Raw genomic sequence first — 20,570 nt, forward strand, 5'->3', positions numbered from 1 at the left:
ATGGGACGTTACGACAGCCCGGCGGCACTGGCCGCCCTCGTGCAGCCACATCAGGTGCACCGCGATATCTACACCGACGCGGAGGTGTTCCAACAAGAGATGAAGCATCTTTTCGCCAATGCGTGGGTCTTTGTCGGCCATGAAAGTCAGACGCCGAACAAGGGCGATTATTTCAGCACCCACATCGGCACCCAGCCGGTCATTCAGGTGCGTCATTCCACCGGCGACATCCATGTGCTGCTGAACCGTTGCCCGCATAAGGGCACGAAAATCGTCATCGACCGGCAGGGCAACACCGGCAAGTTCTTCCGCTGCCCCTATCATGCATGGAGCTTCAAAACCGACGGCTGCCTTCTGGCGATCCCGCTCAAAAAAGGCTACCAAAATACCGGGCTGGAAGAGACCGACAGCGGCAAGGGCATGCGCAGCGTTGGCGATGTGAAGAACTACCGCGGCTTCATCTTTGCCCGGCTCGCGGAAGAGGGCATCAGCTTCGAAGAGTTCTTTGGCGCGAGCCTGACCTCGCTCGACAATATGGTGGACCGTTCCCCCGCCGGACGGCTCGAAGTCGTCGGCCCGCCGCTGCGTTACATGCATCATTGCAACTGGAAGATGCTGGTCGAAAACCAGACCGACACCTGCCACCCGATGGTAGCCCACGAAAGCTCTGCCGGGACGGCGGTGAAACTCTACGAGGAAATGGACCTCCCCGAAGGTGCCCCCAAGCCCCCCGCGATGGAGATCATCGCCCCCTTCATGTCGCCTTACGAATTCTTCGAAGGCATGGGCATCCGCACTTGGCCCAATGGCCACGGGCATACGGGCGTAAACCATTCAATCCACTCGGATTACGCCGCCATCCCCGGCTATTTCGAAGCGCTCTGCGACAGCTATGGAGAGGAGAAAGCCAAGGCGATCTTGGACGAAAACCGCCACAACACGGTCTATTTCCCGAACATCATGATCAAGGGCCCGATCCAGCAGCTGCGCGTATTCATCCCCATCGCGGCGGACCGCACGGTGGTGGAAAGCTACATCTACCGCCTTGTCGACGCCCCGGAAGAGCTGACCGCCCGCACCGCGATGTACAACCGCATGATCAACGCGCCGACCTCCATCGTCGGCCATGACGACTTGGAAATGTACGAGCGCGCCCAAGAGGGTCTGATGGTCGACGGTTTGGAATGGGTGAACATCCAACGCCTGATCGAAGACGACGAAGATTTTGAAGTGGAAGCGGTCGAAAACGGCACCACCGAACGCCAGATGCGCAACCAATTCCACGCTTGGGTCAAGTTCATGACCATGAGCCAAACAGCGGAGGCAGCGGAATGAGCGTGACGCGCGAGTGCCTGATCGACTTCATCTATGACGAAGCGCGCATGTTGGACGAGGGGCGCTATACCGAATGGCTGAACCTCTGGCTGGCGGACGGGCATTACTGGATGCCGCTGGACTATCAGCAGACCGATCCGATCAACGAAACGTCGTTGATGTATGAGGATATGTTCATGCTAAAATTGCGCGTCGAACGGCTCAACGGCGCACGGACCTTCAGCCAAAAGCCAAAAAGCCGCTGCCATCATGTGATCCAGCGGCCTTTCGTGGATGAGATGGACATGGAGGCGGGGCGTTTCGTCACGACCACCTTCATGCACTACGTTGAGACGCGGCTTGATGAGCAGCAACTGCTCGCCATCACCGCGCGGCATGAGTTGGCCATGGTCGATGGCGCGCTTCGGATTGCCAACAAACGGGTCGATATCGTCAATTGCGATGCAGCCTTTCGCAACATTCAGTTGCTGCCATGATCGCGCCAGAGATCGCAACGGTTTACGCGGCCTTTCAGGACACCGCCGCGCGGCATCCTAACCGCGCCTTTCTCAATGTCTTGCCAGAAACGGCGGAAACCTACGGCATCGCGGCGGGCGAGGTGAGCTATGCCGCAGCCGCGCGCGAGGTTGCGGCTTTGCGTGAGAACATCGCGGCGGCGGGCTACCTTCCCGGCCAGCGGGTCATGCTGCTGGTGGAGAACCGCCCGGCCTTTTTCCTCTGGTGGCTGGCGCTGAACGGTTTGGGCCTGTCGGTCGTGCCGGTGAACCCCGATCTGCGCGCGGCGGAACTGAGCTATATGATCGACCACGCCGAGCCTGTTTTGGCCGTGGCGATCCCTTCGCGGGGCGATGACCTGCGCGCGGCGGCGCGGCAGGCGGGGCGCGACATGCCGGTGATTGCACCGGGCGATCCACTCCCATCGCCGGTCACGTTCACGGCCATCGCGGCGCATAATGGCGGCGCGGAGAACGCGGAAGCCGCACTTCTCTACACTTCCGGCACCACGGGCCAGCCCAAAGGCTGCATCCTCACCAATACCTATTTCCTCGACGCCGGGCGGTGGTACGCCGACACGGGTGGGCTCTGCGCCCTGTCGCAAGACCGCGAGCGCATGATTACGCCCCTGCCGATCTTCCACATGAACGCGATGGCCTATTCCTTTATGGCGATGATCGCCGTTGGCGGCTGCCTGACCGCGCTTGATCGGTTCCATCCGCGCACCTGGTGGGCCTCGGTTCGGGCCTCGGGGGCGACCTGCCTGCACTACCTTGGTGTCATGCCATCCATGCTGATGGGGGCCGAAGAAAGCGAAGCCGACCGCGATCACGCCCTGCGCTTCGGCTTTGGCGCAGGGGTCGACCCAAAACTCCACGCCGCGTTTGAGGCGCGCTTCGGCTTTCCGTTGGTGGAGGCTTGGGCCATGACCGAAACGGGCGCGGGCGCCGTGATCTGCGCCAACCGCGAACCCCGGAGGGTGGGCGAAAGCTGTCTTGGTGCCCCCGAGGGTGGGCTGGATGTGCGGCTGGTCGATGATGCCGGGCAAGAGGCCAATCAAGGCGAGCTGCTGGTGCGCCGCGCCGGTCCCGACCCTCGGCGCGGGTTCTTCGCGGGCTACTTCAAAAATGCCGAAGCCACGAATGAGGCATGGTCGGACGGTTGGTTTCACACCGGCGACATCGTGCGCCGTGCTCCGGATGGCGCGATGTATTTCGTTGACCGCAAGAAAAACGTGATCCGCCGCTCGGGCGAAAACATCGCAGCGGTTGAGGTAGAATCGACCCTGATGCGCCACCCCGCCGTGGCCAGCGCCGCCGTCGCCGCCGTGCCCGACGCGGTGCGCGGGGATGAGGTCTTTGCCTGTATCGTTGCCAAAGACAGCGCCGCCGATCCCGCCGCGCTGGCGCAAGAGATCACCCAATGGTGCCTCACCCAACTTGCCTACTACAAGGCCCCCGGCTTCATCGCCTTTGTCGAGGCGCTGCCCCTGACCGCGACCCAAAAACTCCAACGAGGGGTGCTGAAAACGCTGGCCGCCGACCTGCTCGCCGACCCTGCCACGCAAGACCTGCGCAGGCTGAAGAAACGGACAGCGGCATGAGGCGTCAGGGCTATGACGGTGTGGTGCTTGCGGCACCCATCTCGGTTCCCTACGCGCGCTACAGCACCGAGACCGCGCATTGGTGGATCGCCCGCGCCCTGCGCGAGATGTTGGGTGAAGCGGGAATCGCGCCGACGGAGTTGGACGGTTTTTCGGTCTCCAGCTTCTCGCTCGCCCCCGACACGCCGGTCGGGCTGACCCAACATTTGGGACTTTCCCCGCGCTGGCTTGATACCGTGCCCACGGGTGGGGCCAGCGGGGTGATCGCGCTGCGCCGTGCGGCGCGGGCGGTGCAATCGGGGGACGTGGATGTGGTCGCCTGCGTGGCGGGGGACGCAAACCGGATCGACAGTTTTCGCACCCTGCTCAGCGGGTTTTCGCGCTTTTCGATGGATGCCACCTTTCCCTATGGGTTCGGCGGCCCCAACGCCAGTTTCGCGCTGCTGATGGACCGCTACATGCAAGAATTCAGCGCCACGCGCGAGGATTTTGGCCGCATCGCTGTGGCCCAACGCGCCAATGCCTTGCACTACCCCAATGCGCTGATGAAGACCCCACTCACCCTCGATCAATACCTCAATGCACGGATGATCTCGGACCCCATTGCGCTTTTCGATTGCGTCATGCCCTGCGCGGGGGCCGAAGCCTTTTTGGTCATGCGCGAGGAGGAGGCCGCGCGCCGCAATCTGCCCTTCGCCCGGATCAGCGGCACGATCGAGCGGCACAACGCCTACCCCGAAGACCCGATGCAACTGCGCGGCGGTTGGGGTGTGGATATTGACGAACTCTATGACATGGCGGGCCATGGGCCGGAGGGCGTCGACCTGCTGCAAACCTACGACGACTACCCGGTGATCTCGATGATGCAGTTCGAAGACCTCGGCTTTTGCGCCAAGGGGAGGGGGCCGCGTTCGTCCGCCAGCGTGATCTGACGATCTCGGGCGACTTTCCGCATAACACCTCTGGCGGGCAACTATCGGTCGGCCAAGCCGGGGCCGCGGGTGGTTATCTGGGTCTGGTCGAGGCGATCCGGCAGGTGACGGGACAGGCCGAAGGCACGCAGGTTGCAAGTGCCCGGCGGGCGCTGGTCTCGGGCTTTGGCATGATCAATTATGACCGGGGCGTCTGTTCGGCGGCGGCGATCATCGAAGGGGGCGGGGCATGACCGAACCATTGATGCCGCCCCAAAAGAAGAACCCGCAAAAGCGCAGCACGGTGCCGACCCTGCCGCCTGCCCAACGCTCGCGCGCGGCGCTTGGGCTGGCGATTGCCGCAGGGCGCGGGCAGTTCGCCCTGCAGCACTGCGCGGATTGCGGCGCGGTGCAATATCCACCGCGTGATGCCTGCGGCAAATGCCTGTCGGTGGCGCTTGATTGGCGCGAAACTGAACCGGCGGGCGAGGTGCTGGCCGAAACGACGATCCGGGTCTCGCCCGATCCTTACTTTCGCGAACGTCTGCCGTGGCGCATTGGCACGGTGCAACTCGCCGCGGGGCCGGTGGCGGTGTGCCATCTGCACGGCGATGTCGGGCGCGGCGATCACGTCCGTCTGGCGCTCAAATTGGACCGGGCTGGGCAGGGGGTCATGGTGGCCCTGCCGCGAGAGGAAAGCGAATTTATGCAAGACGATCCAATGCTGCGCGCAATGTCGAGCGACCCGAAACACCGGCGGGTGCTGATCACCGATGCCCGCTCCCCTTGGCTCTGCCGCTGGCCCAAGCGGTTTTGAAAGCTGGTGCGGCGCAGGTCTTTCTGGGCGAGCCGGAACATTGGCGGCGGTGGAAAGGACGCGCGGTTTTTGAGGCGATGGAAAACGTCAGCCTCATGCCGCTTGATGTGACCGACACCGCCTCGGTCTCGCGCCTTGCGGCAGAGATCGGCGGCAAGGTCGATATCCTCATCAACACGGCACAGTTCATCCGCCCCGGCGGGGTGCTGGGCAATGATACGATCTTTGCCCGCGAGGGGATGGAGACCAATGTGCTGGGCCTGATGCGACTGGCGCAGGGCTTTGGCCCGGCGATGGCGTCGCGCACGGCGGATGGTGTGAATTCGGCAGTGGCGTGGGTGAACATCCTGTCGGCGGGAGCCTTGGCGCCCGAGGCAGGGTTTGGCGGCTTCGATGCCTCGCAGGCAGCGGCGCGGTCGCTCAGCCAGACGCTGCGGGCGGAATTTGCCGGGTCCGGGCTGCGGGTGATGAATGTCTACACCGGCCCGGTAGACGATGAATGGCACCAACCCCTGCCACCGCCCAAAGTCACCCCCGCGCGCTGGCGCGGACGGTGGTGACTGGCCTGATTGATGGCCTCGAAGAACTCGCCTGCGGGGATGTGGCCAAGGATGCTCTGGCCCGTTGGCTGGATGATCCGGCACTGATGGAACGTGAGATGCGGGGGAGCGGCGCATGAGCGATGCAATCACAGCACTGGCCGATGCGCTGGCAAGCGGCGCGGCCCGGGTCGTCGATCTGACCCACCGGCTTGATCCCGATTTCCCCGTGATCGTGCTGCCACCCGAGTTCGGCCAATGCGCGCGGTTCCGGATGGAGGAGGTCTCGGCCTATGACCATCGTGGCCCGGCGTGGAAGTGGCATAACCTCACCCTCAATGAGCACACTGGCACCCATTTCGACGCGCCGATTCACTGGGTCTCGGGCAAGGACGTGGCAAATGGCGCGGTGGATGAAATCCCGCCCGAGGCCTTCATCGGTCCGGTTGTTGTGATCGATTGCTCCGAGGGGGCAGGGCAAGACGATGACTTTGAACTGACCCCCGAAATCATCCGCGATTGGGAAAACAAACACGGCACGATCCCGGCAGACGTCTGGGTGCTGATGCGCACCGATTGGTCAAAGCGCAGCGGCGCGGATTACCTCAACATGCGCGAGGACGGCGCCCATTCGCCCGGTCCCACACCCGCCGCAATCTCCCTTCTGTTGGAGCGCGGCATTCGTGGCTTTGGCACCGAAACCGTCGGCACCGATGCGGGGCAGGGGATGCATTACGACCCGCCCTTTCCGGCGCATTACCTGCTGCATGGGGCCGGCAAATACGGGCTGCAATGTCTGTGCAACCTCGACCAACTGCCGCCCACCGGGGCCATGCTGATCGCACCGCCGCTCAAGATTAAAGGCGGGACCGGCAGCCCCTTGCGGGTGCTGGCGCTGATACCGGGAGCGAGACCATGAGCAATTACACCGCCGTCATCACCGGGGGCAGCAAGGGCATCGGCGCCGATCTGGCGCAGCGGCTGCTGGAGCGCGGTTATCGGGTGATCTCAATCGCGCGGGGTAAGCCGGAATGGGAGGCGGAAGGCGCCCAGCATGTCGAAGCCGATCTGCTCGATCCCGCCTCCGTCGCCGCCGTGGCCGCCGATATCGCGGCGCGTTATGACGTGACCCATCTGGTGCATAACGCCGGGTTGATCTGGCCCAATCTGATTGAAGAGGCCAAGCCCGAAGACATCTCCGGACTGGCGCAACTGCACCTCGGCTCGGCCCTGACGCTTCTACAAGCCTTCCTGCCCAACATGAAAAAACGCGGCTTTGGCCGGGTGATGTTCAACGCCTCGCGCGCGGCCTTGGGCGCCCCGACGCGCACCGCCTATTCGGCGTCGAAAGCCGGGATGATCGGCATGGCGCGCACATGGGCGCTGGAGCTTGCACCGCATGGGATCACCGTCAACGTCGTGGCCCCCGGCCCAGTGCAGACCGACAATTTCTGGGGCATCATCCCGAAAGAAAGCGAACGCGAAGCAGAGCTTGCCAAACGCATCCCGGTGGGCCGGTTGGGGCAAGTCGAGGACGTGACCAACGCATTTCTCTTCTTCTGCGATCCAGCCAATAGTTTCGTCACCGGCCAGACGCTTTTCGTCTGTGGCGGGTCGAGCATCGGGACGCTGACGCTCTGACCCTAGGGCTTAACCCTTGCGGAAATGCTGCACCAATTCAGGGACATAGGCATCGCCCGCGCCCATCTCGACGACCTTGGACAAGGCACCATAGACCCCATCGGCAATCTCAACCTGCGCGCCGGCTTGGGCGGACATCTGCCGATAATAGTCGAAATCCTTCAACGCGTTGCTGATCGCAAAGGGCAGCGCCTCGCGGTCGCCGTTTACGATGAAGGGCGACAGCCGATCAAGCGCGACACTGGCGCCGCCGCCACCCGCCAAGACATCGACAAAGCTCTGCGGATCAATGCCGGCATCTGCCGATTGCGCGGCGGCTTCGGCGAGCAGCGACATAAAGCCAACAGAGACGTAGTTGTGCAGCAATTTCAAACGGTGGCCTGCGCTGACCTCGCCCACATGTTTGACCTCGTCGGTGAAGGAGGCGAGGACGGGAGAGACCTTTTCAACAACCGCCGCGTCCCCCCGACCAGCAGGTTCAACTTCCCCTCATGGGCGAATTGCGCGGTGCGGGTCATTGGCGCGTCAACGAATTCGCCCCCGCCGCTTTGACTGCCTCGGCCATCTTTACCGTCGAGGCGGGCAGAGAGGTAGAGCAATCGACCACAACCGCACCGGGCTTCAGTCCGGCAATCACGCCGCCTTCGCCGGTCAGGATCGCTTCGACCTGCGGAGAGCCGGTGACGCAGAGGATGATCACATCGGATGCGGCGGCAAGATCGCCCAGACTGTCAAAGGCCGTGGCCCCCAGCCCGTCCAGCTCATCGGTCGGCTGGTTGCCGGGGTGGCCAAAATAGCCAAGCGCAAAACCCCCGCGCCGCATCACGTTGCGGGCAATTCCGTGGCCCATTAGGCCAACACCAATCATACCGATTTTCATGGATTTTTCTCCCCTTGCCACCGCCACCCCTGCGCGCGGTTCCCTTGGGGAAAGGTCTACCGCGCGGTCTGCCATGGCGCAACGCGGCTGTAGCGGATTTTCTCGGCCAAACAGGGCTTTGTATATTTGAAACCGACACATCGGTTGATAGGAATGACCCATTGATTGAAAGAGGCTGATATGACCCTGACCTTCGACCCCCACCAGATCGCCGAGACCCTCTACCACGGGCAGTTCTGCCCGATGTTCATCGACGGCAAGGATGTGCCCGCGCGCTCGGGTGAGGTGCTGAATGTGGTCGATCCCGCTTCGGGCCGGGCGCTGGCGACGGTGCCGCGTGGCGGGGCCGAAGATGTCGATGCCGCCGTCGCCGCCGCGCGCCGGGCCTTTGAAGGGGCGTGGTCGAAATTCACGCCCTATGACCGGCAAGAGGTGCTCTTGCGCATTGCCGATGTGATGGAGCGCGATTGGGAAAAGCTCTGTGTGTCGGACACCGCCGATATGGGTCTGCCGCTGGCGCGGACTATGGGCAACAAACGCCGGGTGATCGGGATGCTGCGGTTCTATGCGGGGCAGGCGGTCGCGTTGCACGGCGATGTGATCGAGAACTCGGTCTCGCAATCGATGTTCTCTTTTACAACGCGCGAGCCGGTCGGCGTGGTGGGGGCGATTATCCCTTGGAACGCCCCGACCGCTGCCTCGATCTGGAAAATCGCGCCTGCCTTGGCGACGGGCTGCACCGTGGTATTGAAGCCCTCCGAAGACGCGCCGCTGACGCCCTTGATGATCGCGAAGTTGATGCAAGAGGCAGGCGTGCCCGATGGGGTGGTCAACGTGGTGACCGGCACGGGCCGCGAAGCAGGCGCGCGTTTGGCCGAACATGAGGACGTGAACAAAGTGGTCTTCACCGGTTCGACCGCCACGGGCAAGACCATCGCCCGCGCTGGCGTTGAGAACCTCAAGCGGATCACGTTGGAGTTGGGCGGGAAATCTCCGCTGATCATCTGCAAGGATGCTGACATCGACAAGGCGGTGCCTGTCGCGGCGATGGCGGTCTACGCGCATTCGGGGCAAATCTGCATCGCAGGCTCGCGGCTGTTCGTGGCGCGCGAAATTCAGGATGAGTTCATCGAGAAACTGGCCGCTTTCGCGCGGGGGCTGAAGATCGGGCATGGCTTGGATGAGGGCACGGACCTCGGCCCGCTGATCAACCGTGTGCAGGCCGAAAAGGTCGAGGGCTATATCGCTGCGGGCAAAGCCGAAGGCGCGCGGCTGGTCACCGGCGGGGCGCGGCCCGAGGGCGCGGACTATGAAGGCGGCAACTTTCTTGAGCCGGTGATCTTTGCCGATGTGACCGACGACATGACCATCGCGCGGGAAGAGATTTTCGGCCCCGTGATCTCTGTCCTGCCCTTCGACACGATGGAAGAGGTGATCGCGCGCGCCAATGCCACGCCCTATGGGCTGGCGGCGGGCATCTTTACCCGCGATCTAAGCACGGCGCACCAGACGGTGAAACGGCTGAAAGCGGGCTCGGTTTGGGTGAATATGTACCACGCAATCGACCCGGCGGTGCCGTTCGGCGGGCTCAAGATGTCGGGCTATGGCAAGGAAGGCGGCGTGGAGCACCTGCAGGCGTATTTGGATACCAAGGCGGTTTGGATTCAGACCGAGTAGGGAAACGCGACCGGCAACGCCGCCCGGTCTGATGCCGGGCGGTAAACTGTTAAAAACCGCTGACCTTCGGCAGCCATGTCGAAATCGCCGGCACAAAGGTCAGCAGCATCAACACGACAAAATTCGCCAGAAAGAACGGCGGCATCTCACGGATCAGCGCAGCCGGACGCAGGTTCACCGCCGAGGACACCACAAAAATCAAGCTCCCCACTGGCGGGGTCGTGAGGCCGAGTGTCAGGTTCACGATCACCACAATCGCGAAATGATCCGGCGCGATGCCAAGCGCATGGCTGATCGGCGCCAAGATCGGCACCAAGATCATCACGCCCGGCAGCGGGTCCATAAACAGGCCAAAGAGCAGCAGCAACACGTTGACCGCCAAGAGAAACAGGATCGGCGACAACTCCCATGAAATGATCGTCTCGGCCAGAAACTGCGGCACGCCTTCGATCACCAGAACCCATGCAAAGGCCCGCGCCGCGCCAAGGATCAACAAAACGGCGGACGAAATCAGCGCGGCGCGCAGGATCAGCCCCGGCAGGTCACGCAAGCGCAGCGCGCGGTAGACGAAAAAACCGCAGAAGAGGGCATAGAACACCGCGATGACCGACGCTTCGGTGGGCGTGAAAATACCGCCCCGGATGCCGCCGACGATCAGCACAATCAGCCCAAGTGCTGGCAGCGCCATGAATGTATTGCGCCACATCTGCGCCCGCTCGGGGCGCGCATCTGCGCTGCGATAGTCGCGTTTCCAACTGACCCACCCGTTGGCGGCAAGACTGCCACAGGCCAGCAAAAGCCCCGGAATGACACCGGCCATAAACAGCGACCCGACCGAGACTTCCTGATCCTGCAGCGCATAGATGATCATCACGATCGACGGCGGAATGATCGGCCCTACCACCGCCGAGGAAATCGTCAGCGCCCCGGCGTAGGAGCGGTCATAGCCGCCTTTTTCCATCATGCGGATCATCATCGCCCCCGGTCCCGCCGCATCGGCCAAGGCCGAGCCGGAAATGCCAGCGAACATGGTGGAGGAGATCACATTGGCATAGCCCAGCCCCCGCGCAGATGGCCCACGAATTGTGCCGCAAAGCGCAAAAGCGTGTGGGTGATCGCGCCGCCGGTCATGATCTCGGCGGCGAGGATAAAGAAGGGGACCGCGAGCAGGGGGAAACTGTCGAGGCCGGAAAACATCTCTTTGACAACGACGATCTGCGGATAGGAGCTGCCCAAGCCAATTGCCGCAAAAACCGAAATGGCCATGGCAAAGGCCACAGGCAGGCCCAGCACCATCAGCACGAAAAGCGAGATAAAGAGGATCTCAGCCATTGGCGGCTCCCGGCATGTTTTCGGTTTGGCCATCGGACTGATGGTAGTGGCCCGCCATTATGAAAGGCCGCGCGATCAGCAGCAAATGCACGATCAACAGCGTGAACCCAACGGGCATGGCAGCATAAACATAGCGGAACGACAGGCGCATTGCGGGGGTCATCTGGTACTGCGCGCGCTGCATATAATCCCAGCCGACTTTAACCATAAAGGCGAAAAAGAACAGCAGCACCGCCACGATGACCGCGCGCAGGATACGCTGCATCCGGGTGCTCATCACGTCATGCAGATTGGTAATCGCGACATGGCCACCCTGCCGCAACGCCAGCCCGGCACCCAGAAAGGCCATCCAGATCATCAGGTAACGGGCGGATTCATCGGACCATGACAGCGAATGGTTGGTGCTGAACCGCAAAGCGACATTGGCCCCCACGACCAAGACCATCCCCGTCAGGCAGGCGATCACCACCGCGGCGTTCACTTTGACGAATAGCTGTTCCAATCTGCGCATGGTTTCCCCTCCCGTGCAAAACGGCCGGAAGCGCTGCTCCCGGCCGTCTGATTTTACATCGCGGCGCTTACTCGGTCGCGGCGATCTGGTCGATCAACTCTTTGCCGTAGGTCTCATAGTAGCCTTCATAGGCGCTCTCAATCGAGGCGCGGAAAGTGGCTTTTTGCTCTTCGGTCAGCTCGTTGACTTCCATGCCGCGCTCTTTCAGCGTCGCGACGCCGCTTTGCTCGACATCATCGACGAAGCCGCGCATGGCAGCCACAGCCTCGGTCGCGCCCTTCTCAAAGGCAGCCTTGTCTTCGTCAGACAGACCTTCCCAGAAGGGTTTGGAGACCAGCAGCATGGCGGGCGAATAGACGTGGCCCGACAGCGTCAGGTACTTTTGCACTTCGTCGAGTTTCACCGACACAATCACCGACAGTGGGTTTTCTTGCCCGTCAATGGTGCCTTGCTGCAGCGAGCTGATGACCTCGGGCCATGCCATCGGCGTCGGCGCAGCACCGGCAGCGTTGAAGGCATCAAGGTGCACCGGGTTTTCCATGGTGCGCAGCTTCATGCCCGCGATGTCTTCTGGGGTCTCGATCGCGTTGCGGTTGTTGGTGATGTGGCGGAAACCCTGCTCACCCCAAGCCAAGGCCACCATGCCCGCGCCGTCAAACTCGGCCAGAATGTCTTGGCCGATGGGGCCATCAAGCACGCGGCGGGCGTGGTCGAGGCTGCGGAACAGGAAGGGGATGTCGGTCACACCGGTGGCGGGGACGAAGTTGCTCAGCGTGCCGGTGGAGACGATGGTCGCCTCTACGGTGCCAAGCTGCAGACCCTCGACCACTTCACGCTCACCGCCCAAGCCGGAAGAGGGGAAATGACGGAAGCTAAACTTGCCGTTGGTCTCGGCTTCCACGACTTCCTGCCACTTCTGCGCCGCGACGCCGTAGTGGCTGTCGGGGGCGAGGGCGTAGCCGATCTTGACTTCGGTCTGGGCGCTCAGTGCTCCTCCGGTGAGCGCGGCCAAAGTGGCGATAATTGCCGTGGGCTTGGTGATTTTGAACATTTTGTATCCTCCAGCGATCTTATTAACAAGGTCATGAAATCTGCTAGCGCTGGACGCTCAAAATGGCAATGGGGTGAGGGCGCTTTGTGGACAATGAATCCACAGCGTTTTGAGGGTGTTTTCCTTCGTGATATGAGCGGACTCGATGCTACAACCCTTGACCACTTCAGCAGTGCTCAGGGCTGACCCAGCTAGAGATCGAGCTCGATCTTGCGCACCCGGTCACGGAGCAGGGTTTTGGATACGGTCAGCAAATGCTGTTCCATCGCCGCGGCCGCACCGAGCGTATCGCGCCGGGCGATGGCGTCGTTCAGGGTCATGTGTTGTTCGCCAAGTATCTGCAATGTCTCAGGCGCGTGATAGGTGCGGCGGCGCGAGGTCCAAGCCACTTCGCGGCGCACCGCGCGGATGGATTCGTAGACCGTGAGGAACAGCGGGTTCCGGGCCATCTCGGCGATCTTGTAGTGGAACATGTCATCCGCTGCCTCATAGGCGTCGGGATCACTGAGGTTCAGCGTGGCGCGCATCAACTGGTCCAGCCGCTCGATCTCTTGCGGGCGGGCGCGGTCGGCGGCGAGGGCGGCCAGCGCGGGCTCGACCTCAAGCCGGACTTCCATGACATCGCTTGGCGTGACCTGCCGGGCGAGGTGGCGCAGGCTGTCGGCATTGGTGGCGGGCGGCGGCGTGGCAAAGGTGCCTTGGCCGTGGCGGCGGTAGATCGTGCCATCCTCTTGCAGCAGGCCAAGCGCCAGCCGCAGCCGCGCGCGGCTCACGCCGAAATGCTCGGCCAATGCCCGTTCGGGCGGCATCCGCCCATCGTTCAGAATATCCCCTTGCCGGATCGCTCCGCGCAGCCGCTCGGCCAATTCATCTTCACTTGGGGCGGTCTGGGGGGCTGAGTCATGAGTTGGAAAACGCTTCAAATAAATCAATGAACATACGCAATGACGTTACCATCAGGAAAATTCCAAAGGCAAACCGAAGCGCCCTTCGGGGGATGCTATGGGCCAATTTTACTCCGACATGGGCAAAGCTGCTGGTCAGCGGAATGATGATGGCCGCAGCGGCAAGGTTCACATAGCCAAGCGAGAAGGGCGGCAGCCCTTCGGCGCCGAGGCCCGTCAGCGCATAGACCACCGCGCCGGGCAGCCCGATGATAAAGCCGATTGCGGCAGAGGTGCCGACCGCGCGGCGGATGTCGTAGCCGAGAAAATTCAACAGCGGCACGCCAATGGTCCCGCCCCCGATGCCCATCATCGCCGACAGCCCGCCGGTGACAACACCCAGCACCGCCCAGATGGACTTGGCAAAGCCGCGCGGCGTGGGGTCGTCTTTGGTCTTGCGAAAGATCATGTCGAGCGCGACGAGCGCGGCTACGGTGGCAAAAACGCCGACAAGGATCAGCCCCGAGACATAGCCCCCAAAAGCGCGCCGATGACAACGCCAACCAAAAGCGACGGCGCCCAGAGTTTCAGCAGGTCCATATCAATCGCGCCGCGTTTGAAGTGACCATAGCCAGAGGACAAAGAGGTAAAGACGATAGTCGCCAGCGAGGTGCCAACGGCTACCTGCATGGTAATCGCCGGGTCCATCCCCGCCGTCGACAGGGCAAGATAGAGCGCAGGCACAATCACAATACCGCCGCCAACACCCAGCAGACCCGCAAGGATACCGCCAAAAATACCGGCGGTCACCGCAATGGCGAGGAGGGGCAAAAGCTGGCCAAAATCGAGCGCGTTCATCGGGTTAATCTTTCTTTGTCTCTACATCTGTCGCCAGTGACCGGCTGGCTTTGCCCGCTGCTTTGCGCGCCTCTTCGGCCCGCGCAATCGCGGCATCAATTGGTCCGCGGTCCGAGGTGCCCGAGAAATTGTCGAGGCTCGGCATCGCTTCGGCCACATGGAGATAGCGCTCTCCTGCGACCTCAAGCAGCCGGTCAAGTTCGCCAAGCGGATCGCCGTGATCGTCGACCCGCAAGTCGAGATAGGCGTGGTCCTGCCCGCGGTGGATCACCAGCCCCGCCGCCTGACGCCCGCGTTTGTCGCCGCCCGCCTCTTCGCCCGCACGCATCGCGGCAAGCAGCCGTTCGGCCATCGGCAGATCGCTGCGGGCGGCATAGGTGTCGAACGTGGCCTCTACGACCTCTGGCCCGGTCAGCATATTGCCCGCAACCGAATGAGTGCTGCCAACGCGGTGCCCGGCCCAATCGACACAGCCCGCACCGGTATGCGCGGCGAAATTCCCCTCGGCGTCGAGCATATGGCACTGGCGGATATCGCGGCCTGCGTCGCGCGCGGCGAATTCCTTCAGCAGTGCTTCGGCGGGGTCACCGCTTTCCAGCATGCGCCGGCCTTCGGTCCCCCAAAGCGGATTGACGAAAGCCTGCGTCGCCACGGCGACACGGCGCCCGATGTAGGGCACGGCAGCCCCGCAGGCGAAAAAGCGGCTGGCCACGGCGATGCCGATTTCTTGGCTGTCGGGATCACGGGCGATGATGGAATAGGTCATGGGTCAACGTCCTACGGCATAGGCCTGCATCAGGCGGGGGTCGCGGCGGCCTGAAGGCTGCCATCGGGATTGCGCAGCGCGGCGGTCATCCGCCCCACTGACCACGGCTCGGCCACGGTGACAATATGCCCCCGCGCGCGCAGCACGTCGATCACCGCAGCGCCGACATTGGGTTCGATCATCATCTCGCCGGGCAGGGCTTGGCGGGGAAAGAAGCTGCTTTGAAAATGCATGGTATGGAACAGCGGCGCGTCCATGCCTTCTTGGAGGTCGATCCCGTGATGCACGAAACGCAGGAACCAGATCAGCTGCCATTGATCCTGCTGGTCGCCACCCGGCGTGCCAAAGACCAGTTGCCGCCCATCTGCATGCTCGGCGAAAGAAGGGGTCAGCGTGGTGCGTGGCCGACGCCCGGGGGCAAGCGACGTGGGCAGGCCCCGCTCAAGCCAGAACATCTGTGCGCGCGAGTTCAGCGGAAAGCCCAAGCCTGGCACGACCGGATTGCTCTGCAACCATCCGCCCGAGGGCGTGGCCGAGACCATATTGCCCCAGCGGTCGATCACATCAAGGTGCACGGTATCGCCGCGTTTTTCGGTCAGATGCGCCATCGTCGGTTCTTGCGGCGCGGCATTCTGAACGCCGAAATCACGGGCAGCGCGTTCGATATAACGCTCGGCCAAATGCTCCAACCCGGCGATCACGCCGGGGCGCTGCTCAAGGGACGCTTTGCCGTTCACCAGTTTCGCGCGCTCAGCGTTATAGGCGTCAGAGAGCAGTTCTTCCATCGGGATGATGCTCTGTTCGGGGTCGCCGTAATAGGCTTCGCGGTCGGCATAGGCGAGTTTCATCGCCTCGATCACCGTATGGGTAAAGGAGGCGCCCATCGGGTCCATCGCGGCCAGATCAAAATGCTTGAGAATGGCGAGGGCCTGCAAAAACACCGGCCCCTGCGACCAGGCGTGGGTCTTGTGCACCGTCCAGCCGTGATACTCATACGTGAGCGTGTCTTCGTAGCTGGCCTGCCATTTGGCCATGTCCTCGCGCGCCAAGAGGGCGCTGTTCTTTTGCTCTGACACGTCATGAACGCAGGCGTCTTCTAGATAGTCGAAAATTGCATCGGCCACGAACCCTTCGGACCAGATTTTCCGCGCGGCCTCGATCTGCGCGCTGCGGTCCTCTCCTGCGGCTTCGGCCTCGCGCAGAATCCGTTCATAGGTGGCGGCTAGATCGGGGTTTTTGAAGTTGGCATTGGGCTCTGGCGCTTCGCCGCCCGGCGTCCAGACGGCGGCGGAGCTGGGCCATTCGGCGGCGAAATATTCGGCCAACCCCTTGATGGTGTTCGACACGCGCGGCAGCACCGGATGGCCATCGCGGGCATAGTCGATCGCGGGCTGCATCACCTCGCGAAGGCCCATGGTGCCATGATCGCGCAGCATCAGCATCCAGCCGTCAAAGGCACCGGGCACCACTGTCGACAAAAGCCCCGAGCCGGGGATCAGTTTCAGCCCGAGTTCCTCGAAATGCTCGAGCTTGGCGGCGGCGGGGCTGACCCCTGGGCGCAGACGACCTTGGTCGCCTGTTTCTCCGCGTCGTGAAAGATGATCGGCAGATCGCCTGCCGGGCCGTTCAAATGCGGCTCGACAACCTGCAAGACAAAGCCCGCAGCCACGGCGGCGTCAAAGGCATTGCCGCCTTTTTCGAGGATGCCAAAACCCACGGTCGAAGCGATCCAATGGGTCGAGGTGGTGACACCGAAGGAGCCGCGGATTTCAGGACGGGTGGTAAAGGGGGTCATGTCGTCTCCGGTTAGTGTTCGCGCGGGTCCAGCGCATCGCGCAGACCATCGCCGAGAAGGTTGAAGCCAAGCACGACCATGAAGATCGCAATGCCGGGCCAAAGCGCCATCCATGGCGCTTGATTGAGGAAGTTCTTCGCCATGTTCAGCATCGACCCCCAAGAGGGCGCGGGCGGCTGCTGGCCGAGGCCGAGGAACGACAGCGAGGCTTCGGCGATGATCGCGGTCGCGACGGTCAGCGTGGCCTGCACCAGCACGGGCGGCAGAACGTTGGGAAAGATGTAGCGGCGCAGGATGCGCGGGGTCGACAGGCCAATGGCGCGCGCGCTTTCGACGTAATCTTCGGCAGCGACACTTAGCACCTGACCGCGGGTGAGGCGGATGAAGATCGGCGTGGCCGAGATGCCGATGGCGATCATCGCGTTGGTCAGGCTTGGCCCGAGGAAAGCCGCCAGCGCAATGGCGAGGATTAGGAAGGGCGCAGCCAGCAGGGCTTCGGTGCAGCGCGAGATGATCGCATCGGTCCAGCCGCCGAAATACCCGGCAATGATGCCCAGAGGGACGCCAAGCCCAAGCGCGATGGCGACTGAAACGACCCCCGCCAGCAAGGACGCCTGCGCCCCCCAGATCAGCCGGGACAGCACATCGCGGCCCAGCTCATCGGTGCCGAACCAATGCGCGGCGGACGGACCTTTGCGCACGGCGCCCCAATCGGTGGCGGCAGGGTCGGGGATGGGCAGCAACGGGGCCAGCAAAGCGATGGCGCAGAAGAACACCACCAGCACGCCGCCAAGCATGGCGCTGCGGTGGTGGCGGAATTTCTTCCAGACCCGGTTTTCCGGACGGGCAGAGAGGACCGGATCAGCGGCGCTTTCGGCGTCGATGGTGATGGGGGTGGCAGGTTGGGCCATTATTGCTTCCTCAGGCGGGGGTTCAGCAGCACATAGGCGACATCGGCCAGCAGGTTCATAAAGATAAAGCCAACGGCGGTGACCAGCACGATCCCCTGCACCACGGCGTAATCGCGGTTGAACACCGCATCGACCACAAGCTTGCCAAAGCCGGGGATGGTGAAAATCTGTTCGGTCAGCACCGCGCCCGCGATAAGTTCACCAAACAAGAGCGCAGTCAGGGTAACGATGGGCGTCAGCGCATTGCGGAAGGCGTGTTTGAGGATAACCTTCCGCTCGACCAGACCCTTGGCGCGGGCGGTGCGGACGTAGTCACTGCTCAGCACGCTCAGCATGGCCGACCGCGTGTGGCGCATCAGCGTGGCGGCGAGCGCTGTGCCCAGCACGAAGGCGGGCATGATCATCACGGTGATGGAGCGGATGGGGTCTTCGCTCAGGGGCACATAGCCCGAGGCGGGCAGCAGTTTCCATTTCACCGAGACCAGCAGGATCAGCATGATCCCCAGCCAGAAGTTCGGGATCGACAGGCCCGAGAGCGCCACCACATTGGCCACATAATCGGTCACGGTGCCCTTCTTAACGGCCGAGAAGATGCCCGCAGGCACGCCGATCAGTAGGGCAAAGATCATCGCCATCGTCGCCAGTTGGATCGTGACGGGCAGCTTTTCCCCGATCAGCTCAAGCACCGGCTGGTTGGTGCGCAGCGAAATGCCCAAGTCCCCCGTCAGCGCGTTGCCGATCCAAGTGAAATATTGCACCGGGATTGGGTCATTCAGGCGGTATTTCTCGCGCAGGAATTCCAGCACCTGCGGGTCGCGTTCTTCGCCGGCCATGGCCAGCACCGGATCGCCCGGCAGCAGCTTTTGCAAGGTGAAGACAAAGACCGAGATCAAGATGATCGTCGGGATCGCGATCACCAGACGGCGCAGGATGAAGGACAGCATTTTGAAACGTCTCGCTCAGGGGAGGGCACCGCCGGGACCGGCCCGGCGGTGCATATGGAGAAGGTTTTACCCTTCTTCTTTTTTCATACCTTCAAGGCGGATCATGCCATCAGGATAGGGGGTGAAGCCGGAGATGTCGGAGTCCAGCGCCCAGATCCATGTCTGGTGATAGAGGTACACGATCGGCAGCTCTTCGTTCAGGATCGCACGGGCCGCGGTGTAGCTTTCGCGACGCACGTCTTGATCGTTGGATTTGCGCGCCTTGTTCAGCAGCTCATCCACTTCCGGGTTCGAGAACTTGGAATCGTTGATGCCGCCATCGGAGGTCATGAACTGGTGGATGTTGCCATCGGGGTCCACACGGCCCGACCAGCCGATCTGGCTTGCTTGATAGTCACCCGCCGATTGGTCGGCCAGCAGCGTTGCGAATTCCTTGGAGGTGATCGAGATGTTGATCCCCGCCTCTGCCGCCATGGACTGCACGACCTGCATCAGTTGCAGCGGGATCGTGGTGTTGGGCACCTGCACCTCAAGATCGATCCCATCGGCAAAGCCTGCTTCGGCCAGCAGTTCCTTGGCCTTTTCTACGTCACGCTCAGGCACGGGGAAGTCGGTGCTGTACCAAGGCGAGTTCGGCGGGAAGGGCTGGTTGCCCGCGGCGAAGGCACCGTTGAAGACGACCTGATTGATCGCTTCGCGGTCGATGGCATAGCTCAGCGCCTGACGCAGACGTTTGTCGTTGCCCCAAGGGTTGTCGCCCTTTTCGCCATTGGCCACATTAATCGTGATGCCCTGATAGCCCAGCGATACGGCGCTTTCGACACTGATGCTGTTGTCGCCCTCGGCCTGCGCCAGATCGGTTGCGGCGAGGCGTTCAAGCATGTCGATGTCGCCCGATTGCAGGTTCGCCAGACGCACGGTGGTGTCAGGGATCGGCAGGTAGGTCACGCTGTCAAAGTGGTATTCGTCGGCGTTGTAATAGTCGGCGAATTTCTCCAGCACGATCCGGTCTTGGGCCACACGCTCTTTGAACTGGTAGGGGCCCGAACAGACCGGGTTCAGGCCAAAGTCATCGCCCGCCGCTTCGGCAGCGGTGGGGAAACCATCATCCCCGCGCGGTCGGCGAACTGCGCCATCAGCGTGGCGTCCGCATCGGCCAGATCAAAGCGGATTTCATGGCTACCCAGCACTTCGACGCCGGTGATGGAGGAAAGCTCGGACTTGCGGCGCGAGGTCTCAAGGTTCTGGCTGCGGTCGATGTTGGCGGCCACGGCCTCGGCGTCAAACGGTGTGCCGTCATGGAAAACCGCATCATCGCGCAGCATCATGGTCAGTTGCTTGCCATCCTCAGAAAAGGACCATTCTGTCGCCAGTTGGGGGATGATTTCCAGATCAGGCGTGATGTCCACCAGCTTGTCGCAAAGCGATGTATAGACGATCCGCCCCACAAAGGTGCGCGACTGGTCGGGGTCCAGCACATCTGCGTCAGATTGCAGCGCGATGCGCAGGTCTGCCGCCTGCGCGCCGAGGGTCGTGGCCCCCAGCAGCGCGGCGGCGAGGGTCATTTTGGTCAGTGTCATATCGAACTCTCCTGTCGTTTCATTAAGTCTGTTTTAGCCT

The 20,570-nt window shown here is 62.5% G+C and carries 17 protein-coding genes and 5 pseudogenes; 10 read left to right on the forward strand and 12 right to left on the reverse strand.

The window, feature by feature from the left end; genetic code table 11:
• The 9 genes and pseudogenes from ACFQAU_RS20835 (at position 1) to ACFQAU_RS20875 (ending at position 7,341) form a co-directional block, all read left to right on the forward strand.
• The gene (locus ACFQAU_RS20835; RefSeq protein ID WP_132445388.1) at positions 1-1,335 is read left to right on the forward strand and encodes an aromatic ring-hydroxylating dioxygenase subunit alpha; all 1,335 of its coding nucleotides are present in this window, start codon (positions 1-3) and stop codon (positions 1,333-1,335) included.
• Positions 1,332-1,811 carry an aromatic-ring-hydroxylating dioxygenase subunit beta gene (locus ACFQAU_RS20840; RefSeq protein ID WP_132445385.1) on the forward strand — a complete coding sequence of 160 codons (480 nt, stop codon included), beginning with the start codon at positions 1,332-1,334 and terminating at the stop codon, positions 1,809-1,811. Before ACFQAU_RS20835 ends, ACFQAU_RS20840 begins: the two co-directional genes overlap by 4 nt.
• Positions 1,808-3,433 carry an AMP-binding protein gene (locus ACFQAU_RS20845; RefSeq protein ID WP_132445382.1) on the forward strand — a complete coding sequence of 542 codons (1,626 nt, stop codon included), beginning with the start codon at positions 1,808-1,810 and terminating at the stop codon, positions 3,431-3,433. The genes ACFQAU_RS20840 and ACFQAU_RS20845 overlap by 4 nt, the downstream gene beginning before the upstream one ends.
• Positions 3,434-4,227: 794 nt before the next feature.
• Positions 4,228-4,598, forward strand: a pseudogene (locus ACFQAU_RS20850) (thiolase C-terminal domain-containing protein).
• A complete protein-coding gene (locus ACFQAU_RS20855; RefSeq protein WP_386285065.1) occupies positions 4,595-5,161 on the forward strand; it encodes a Zn-ribbon domain-containing OB-fold protein in 567 nt (188 codons plus the stop codon). The pseudogene ACFQAU_RS20850 and the gene ACFQAU_RS20855 overlap by 4 nt, the downstream one beginning before the upstream one ends.
• Positions 5,131-5,721 carry an SDR family NAD(P)-dependent oxidoreductase gene (locus ACFQAU_RS20860; RefSeq protein WP_386285068.1) on the forward strand — a complete coding sequence of 197 codons (591 nt, stop codon included), beginning with the start codon at positions 5,131-5,133 and terminating at the stop codon, positions 5,719-5,721. The genes ACFQAU_RS20855 and ACFQAU_RS20860 overlap by 31 nt, the downstream gene beginning before the upstream one ends.
• Positions 5,718-5,840 carry a hypothetical protein gene (locus tag ACFQAU_RS20865; protein ID WP_386285071.1) on the forward strand — a complete coding sequence of 41 codons (123 nt, stop codon included), beginning with the start codon at positions 5,718-5,720 and terminating at the stop codon, positions 5,838-5,840. Before ACFQAU_RS20860 ends, ACFQAU_RS20865 begins: the two co-directional genes overlap by 4 nt.
• Positions 5,837-6,619, forward strand: coding sequence for a cyclase family protein (locus ACFQAU_RS20870; protein WP_132445373.1), 783 nt, complete (start codon positions 5,837-5,839; stop codon positions 6,617-6,619). The genes ACFQAU_RS20865 and ACFQAU_RS20870 overlap by 4 nt, the downstream gene beginning before the upstream one ends.
• A complete protein-coding gene (locus tag ACFQAU_RS20875) occupies positions 6,616-7,341 on the forward strand; it encodes an SDR family NAD(P)-dependent oxidoreductase (protein WP_132445370.1) in 726 nt (241 codons plus the stop codon). The genes ACFQAU_RS20870 and ACFQAU_RS20875 overlap by 4 nt, the downstream gene beginning before the upstream one ends.
• A 9-nt stretch (positions 7,342-7,350) precedes the next feature.
• Here the strand turns inward: ACFQAU_RS20875 and ACFQAU_RS20880 are convergent.
• Positions 7,351-8,221, reverse strand: a pseudogene (locus tag ACFQAU_RS20880) (NAD(P)-dependent oxidoreductase).
• A 180-nt stretch (positions 8,222-8,401) separates the two neighbouring features.
• On the opposite strand from ACFQAU_RS20880, the gene ACFQAU_RS20885 reads away from it, so the two are divergent.
• Positions 8,402-9,898 carry an aldehyde dehydrogenase family protein gene (locus ACFQAU_RS20885; RefSeq protein WP_132445364.1) on the forward strand — a complete coding sequence of 499 codons (1,497 nt, stop codon included), beginning with the start codon at positions 8,402-8,404 and terminating at the stop codon, positions 9,896-9,898.
• Positions 9,899-9,947: 49 nt separating this feature from the next.
• Here ACFQAU_RS20885 and ACFQAU_RS20890 read toward each other — a convergent pair.
• From ACFQAU_RS20890 to ACFQAU_RS20940, 11 genes and pseudogenes are all read right to left on the reverse strand, one after another.
• Positions 9,948-11,230: pseudogene (locus tag ACFQAU_RS20890) on the reverse strand (TRAP transporter large permease).
• Positions 11,223-11,741: a TRAP transporter small permease gene (locus ACFQAU_RS20895; RefSeq protein WP_132445361.1), complete on the reverse strand. Its 519-nt coding sequence runs from the start codon at positions 11,739-11,741 to the stop codon at positions 11,223-11,225. The pseudogene ACFQAU_RS20890 and the gene ACFQAU_RS20895 overlap by 8 nt, the downstream one beginning before the upstream one ends.
• A 67-nt stretch (positions 11,742-11,808) precedes the next feature.
• Positions 11,809-12,792 (reverse strand): TRAP transporter substrate-binding protein, encoded by a 984-nt coding sequence (locus tag ACFQAU_RS20900; RefSeq protein ID WP_132445358.1) that lies wholly within the window; start codon positions 12,790-12,792, stop codon positions 11,809-11,811.
• 191 nt (positions 12,793-12,983) lie between these two features.
• The gene (locus tag ACFQAU_RS20905) at positions 12,984-13,658 is read right to left on the reverse strand and encodes a FadR/GntR family transcriptional regulator (protein WP_317389131.1); all 675 of its coding nucleotides are present in this window, start codon (positions 13,656-13,658) and stop codon (positions 12,984-12,986) included.
• A 34-nt stretch (positions 13,659-13,692) separates the two neighbouring features.
• Positions 13,693-14,534: pseudogene (locus ACFQAU_RS20910) on the reverse strand (sulfite exporter TauE/SafE family protein).
• A gap of 4 nt (positions 14,535-14,538) precedes the next feature.
• Positions 14,539-15,300 carry a DUF1028 domain-containing protein gene (locus tag ACFQAU_RS20915; RefSeq protein WP_120352330.1) on the reverse strand — a complete coding sequence of 254 codons (762 nt, stop codon included), beginning with the start codon at positions 15,298-15,300 and terminating at the stop codon, positions 14,539-14,541.
• Between the two features lie 3 nt (positions 15,301-15,303).
• A pseudogene (locus ACFQAU_RS20920) lies at positions 15,304-17,095 on the reverse strand (gamma-glutamyltransferase family protein).
• A gap of 11 nt (positions 17,096-17,106) precedes the next feature.
• On the reverse strand, positions 17,107-18,006 hold the full coding sequence (locus ACFQAU_RS20925) for an ABC transporter permease (RefSeq protein WP_132445352.1): 900 nt from the start codon (positions 18,004-18,006) through the stop codon (positions 17,107-17,109).
• Positions 18,006-18,950: an ABC transporter permease gene (locus tag ACFQAU_RS20930; RefSeq protein WP_067628831.1), complete on the reverse strand. Its 945-nt coding sequence runs from the start codon at positions 18,948-18,950 to the stop codon at positions 18,006-18,008. Before ACFQAU_RS20930 ends, ACFQAU_RS20925 begins: the two co-directional genes overlap by 1 nt.
• Before the next feature lie 66 nt (positions 18,951-19,016).
• Positions 19,017-20,012: an ABC transporter substrate-binding protein gene (locus ACFQAU_RS20935; protein ID WP_386285120.1), complete on the reverse strand. Its 996-nt coding sequence runs from the start codon at positions 20,010-20,012 to the stop codon at positions 19,017-19,019.
• The gene (locus tag ACFQAU_RS20940; protein ID WP_386284820.1) at positions 20,009-20,530 is read right to left on the reverse strand and encodes an ABC transporter substrate-binding protein; all 522 of its coding nucleotides are present in this window, start codon (positions 20,528-20,530) and stop codon (positions 20,009-20,011) included. The genes ACFQAU_RS20935 and ACFQAU_RS20940 overlap by 4 nt, the downstream gene beginning before the upstream one ends.
• Positions 20,531-20,570 lie beyond the last annotated feature (40 nt).

The organism is Sulfitobacter profundi (genome assembly GCF_042661425.1).
Classification (GTDB): Bacteria; Pseudomonadota; Alphaproteobacteria; order Rhodobacterales; family Rhodobacteraceae; genus Sulfitobacter; species Sulfitobacter profundi.

Coding starts and splice junctions, on each gene's coding strand:
- ACFQAU_RS20835 (WP_132445388.1), top strand. CDS start 1: ATGGGACGTTACGACAGCCCGGCGGCACTGGCCGCCCTCGTGCAGCCA.
- ACFQAU_RS20840 (WP_132445385.1), top strand. CDS start 1,332: ATGAGCGTGACGCGCGAGTGCCTGATCGACTTCATCTATGACGAAGCG.
- ACFQAU_RS20845 (WP_132445382.1), top strand. CDS start 1,808: ATGATCGCGCCAGAGATCGCAACGGTTTACGCGGCCTTTCAGGACACC.
- ACFQAU_RS20855 (WP_386285065.1), top strand. CDS start 4,595: ATGACCGAACCATTGATGCCGCCCCAAAAGAAGAACCCGCAAAAGCGC.
- ACFQAU_RS20870 (WP_132445373.1), top strand. CDS start 5,837: ATGAGCGATGCAATCACAGCACTGGCCGATGCGCTGGCAAGCGGCGCG.
- ACFQAU_RS20875 (WP_132445370.1), top strand. CDS start 6,616: ATGAGCAATTACACCGCCGTCATCACCGGGGGCAGCAAGGGCATCGGC.
- ACFQAU_RS20885 (WP_132445364.1), top strand. CDS start 8,402: ATGACCCTGACCTTCGACCCCCACCAGATCGCCGAGACCCTCTACCAC.
- ACFQAU_RS20895 (WP_132445361.1), bottom strand. CDS start 11,741: ATGCGCAGATTGGAACAGCTATTCGTCAAAGTGAACGCCGCGGTGGTG.
- ACFQAU_RS20900 (WP_132445358.1), bottom strand. CDS start 12,792: ATGTTCAAAATCACCAAGCCCACGGCAATTATCGCCACTTTGGCCGCG.
- ACFQAU_RS20915 (WP_120352330.1), bottom strand. CDS start 15,300: ATGACCTATTCCATCATCGCCCGTGATCCCGACAGCCAAGAAATCGGC.
- ACFQAU_RS20925 (WP_132445352.1), bottom strand. CDS start 18,006: ATGGCCCAACCTGCCACCCCCATCACCATCGACGCCGAAAGCGCCGCT.
- ACFQAU_RS20930 (WP_067628831.1), bottom strand. CDS start 18,950: ATGCTGTCCTTCATCCTGCGCCGTCTGGTGATCGCGATCCCGACGATC.
- ACFQAU_RS20940 (WP_386284820.1), bottom strand. CDS start 20,530: ATGACACTGACCAAAATGACCCTCGCCGCCGCGCTGCTGGGGGCCACG.